The sequence below is a fragment of the Streptomyces sp. E2N166 genome (assembly GCF_003671715.1).
Classification (GTDB): Bacteria; Actinomycetota; Actinomycetes; order Streptomycetales; family Streptomycetaceae; genus Streptomyces; species Streptomyces thinghirensis.
On record NZ_RAIF01000012.1, the window covers coordinates 1077544 to 1080452 of the forward strand.

At 73.1% G+C, this 2909-nt stretch carries 4 protein-coding genes; 1 reads left to right on the plus strand and 3 read right to left on the minus strand.

The window, feature by feature from the left end:
- The 3 genes from EBH09_RS12660 to chpG all read right to left on the minus strand — a co-directional run.
- Positions 1-227: hypothetical protein (locus EBH09_RS12660; RefSeq protein WP_121747369.1), on the minus strand; the 227-nt coding region annotated here is incomplete at its 3' end.
- A gap of 209 nt (positions 228-436) precedes the next feature.
- Positions 437-1210 carry a hypothetical protein gene (locus tag EBH09_RS12665; RefSeq protein ID WP_121747057.1) on the minus strand — a complete coding sequence of 258 codons (774 nt, stop codon included), beginning with the start codon at positions 1208-1210 and terminating at the stop codon, positions 437-439.
- A 274-nt stretch (positions 1211-1484) separates the two neighbouring features.
- The gene (chpG, locus tag EBH09_RS12670) at positions 1485-1724 is read right to left on the minus strand and encodes a chaplin ChpG (protein ID WP_121747058.1); all 240 of its coding nucleotides are present in this window, start codon (positions 1722-1724) and stop codon (positions 1485-1487) included.
- A 316-nt stretch (positions 1725-2040) separates the two neighbouring features.
- Here chpG and EBH09_RS12675 point away from each other — a divergent pair.
- On the plus strand, positions 2041-2909 hold an 869-nt coding region (locus EBH09_RS12675; RefSeq protein WP_121747059.1), incomplete at its 3' end, for a glycosyltransferase family 4 protein.

Below are 2909 nucleotides of genomic sequence, written 5' to 3' on the forward strand. Positions count from 1 at the left end.
GTCGCGCCCTTCACGGTGTGCAGCACGGAGTCCTTGTTCTCGGTGTCGAGCGCGTCCGACTGGTGCTTGAGCGGCATCACGTCGATGGGCTCCGCGGTGAGCGCGTTCACGGCGCCGTTGAGGCTGGTGGGCGTGATGTCGGCGGCGTCGTAGGCGAACGCGGGCGCGGCGGAGCCGGCGGCGACCAGGGACCCGGCGACGACAGCGGCGGCCTTGAGGGACTTCATCGTGTTCCTTTCTTCGGCAACTCGTGTCACCGGACGAAATGCTGACGCCGTGCCTAACGACCTGCACCGGGCACGGAAACCCCGCGTCCGGAAGACATATGAGATCTCCGGAGAGCCGAATGGAAAGGAAAGGAATGAGAAGGACGAAGGGCCGTCGCGCCGCCCCGTGAGGGACGGCGCGACGGCCCGGAACGCGGACGCCGTGGGCGTCAGGAGGGGTTGGCCGGCAGCGGGCTCGCCGGTACCGCGGCTTCCGGCGCGGCGACCTCCGGCGTGGTGGCTTCCGGCGCGGCCGGCAGTGCGGGCAGACCGGCCAGGTCGGCGGCGGGCAGACCGCTGCCGACCAGGGTGGCGGCCACGACGTTGACGACGCCGGTCACCACGTCCTCGACGGCCGGGCTCACCTGTTCGGCGGTGCCGGAGGTGGTGGCCTCGACCAGGGCGTCGATCTGCTTCTGCAGAGCGGTGTACGACTGGGCGGCCAGGTCGGCCGCCGCCGCGGTCTCGTCGCTGCCCTGTGCCACGACGGGTGCCGGAAGCGTGACCGGCGTCCCGGCCTCCGGCGCGGTCACGACCGGCGGCTGGGCCGGGGTGCTCGTGCCGGGGGTGGTGGTGCCGGGCGTGGTCGTGCCCGGGGTGGTCGCCGCGTCGTCGGTGTCGGCGTCCGCCGCGTCGGCCTTGGCGAGGGCGTCCTTGACGGCGGCGGCGAGCTTGTCCGCGTCCGTGGCGGAGAGCTGGCCGTTGTCGGCCTTGAGGACGGCGTTGAGCAGGTCGGTGACCGGCGTGAGCACTCCGCCCAGGCCGGCCAGGCTGCCGACCTGGCTCTGCAGTTCGGCCACGTCGGGGAGGGGTGCGTGGGACGCCGCGTGGGTGCGTTCCCGGACCGATTCGCCGTCCGCCGCCATCACCACCGGTCCGGAGAGACCGATCAGAAGGCCGGCGGTGAGAGCGGTGGTGGCGATTCGCCGAGCGGGCAGACGCATGGGGGTTCCTTTCGGTGGTGCGTCGGATCTTGTGCCCACCGTGGAAGCGGCCGTGGCGCTCTGCAACCGAGCGGCGACCGTACGCACTCGGCCGTCCTTCCCCGTCCCGGCGTCCTGCCTGGTGAGACGCCCTGTCAAGGTCTTCCGGCCGTGTCGGCGCCCGCACCCCCCATTCGGGGCAGCACACCGCCGTCCGTGCGGCAACGCGAACCGGCCGCCCGCTCGCGGATGAACCGCGGTGCGGACGGCCGGCGCAAGGGTTTCGAGCCGACGATCAGTCGTTCTCGCACTCGTTGCCGAACGCCGGGTTCAGCAGGCCGATGATGTCGACGGTGTTGCCGCAGACGTTGACCGGGATGTGGACCGGAACCTGCAGCACGTTGCCGGACAGGACACCCGGGGAGTGAGCGGCGGCGGCCTGCGCGCCGGCGTCGGCAGCGGCGACACCGGCGGTGCCCGCCACCGCGGCGGCGGCGACGGAGGTCAGGGCCAGGCCCTTCGCGATACGCGACATGGAGAAGTGCTCCTTGGGGTTGACACAAACATCCGGGCGGGTGCCCGGCGCAGTGTCAACGCGTGGCGCGTACGTGAGTTGTGCCGCCAAAGGAGTGATCTCGCCGGAGAGCGGCGTTCACTAATCCAACACACTTACCCGGTTTCACCGTATTAGTACGGATAGCGGCTAGAGTCGCACACCATCCGACGCATCCCGGTTGCACCACCCCGGCAGGACGCGGCGTGCGCCGGCGTACGCCGCGTCGCGGCCGATGCCCTGCGGTGAGACGCGTTCACGCCCGTCCCGAGCATTCTCCGTGAGCGAGGAATCGCGTATGCACCTGCCACCGACCGACTCCCGGCCACGGGTTCTGCATGTCACCCAGCCGGTGGACGGCGGGGTCGCCCGTGTCGTGTCGGACCTGACGCGGGCTCAGCTCGCCGCCGGGCTGCGCGTCGCGGTCGCCTGTCCCGAGGGGAGCCTCTCGGCCGGACTCCGGTCGCTGGGCGCCGACGTGCGGCACTGGCCGGCGACGCGGTCGCCGGGTCCGGCGCTGGTGCCGGAGGTACGGCGGCTCGCCCGCGTGATCGAGGACGTACAACCCGACCTGGTGCACGCGCACAGCGCGAAGGCCGGTCTCGCGGCCCGGCTCGCCGTACGCGGGCGGGTCCCGACCGTTTTCCAGCCGCACGCCTGGTCGTTCGAGGCGGTCGGCGGGGCCGCCGCGGCGCTCGCGCTCGGCTGGGAGCGGTGGGGGGCGCGGTGGGCGGCGCGGACGGTGTGCGTGAGCGAGGCGGAGCGGCTGCGGGGCGTGCGCAGCCGGATCCGCGGGCAGTGGGCGGTGGTCCCGAACGGCATCGACCTCGACCGCTTCGGCGGGGATGCCGTGGAGGGTTTGGGCGACGCGACCGACGTGGGCGGCGGCGTGGAGGCCGTCGACGGCGTACGGCTCCCACGCGGCGCCGGCGGGCACGGCCCGCTGGTGGTCTGTGTGGGGCGGCTGTGCCGGCAGAAGGGGCAGGACGTCCTGCTGACCGCGTGGAAGTCGGTCCTCGCGCGGGTCCCGGACGCCCGGCTGGTGCTGGTCGGCGAAGGCCCGGACCACGCGCGGCTCTCCGATCACGCCTCGGTGTACGGATACGGATTCCTCGACGACGGCCCGCCCCGGACCCGGCCCGGCGGCCACCACCCGGCCCCCGAACC

Coding starts and splice junctions, on each gene's coding strand:
- EBH09_RS12665 (WP_121747057.1), bottom strand. CDS start 1,210: ATGCGTCTGCCCGCTCGGCGAATCGCCACCACCGCTCTCACCGCCGGC.
- chpG (WP_121747058.1), bottom strand. CDS start 1,724: ATGTCGCGTATCGCGAAGGGCCTGGCCCTGACCTCCGTCGCCGCCGCC.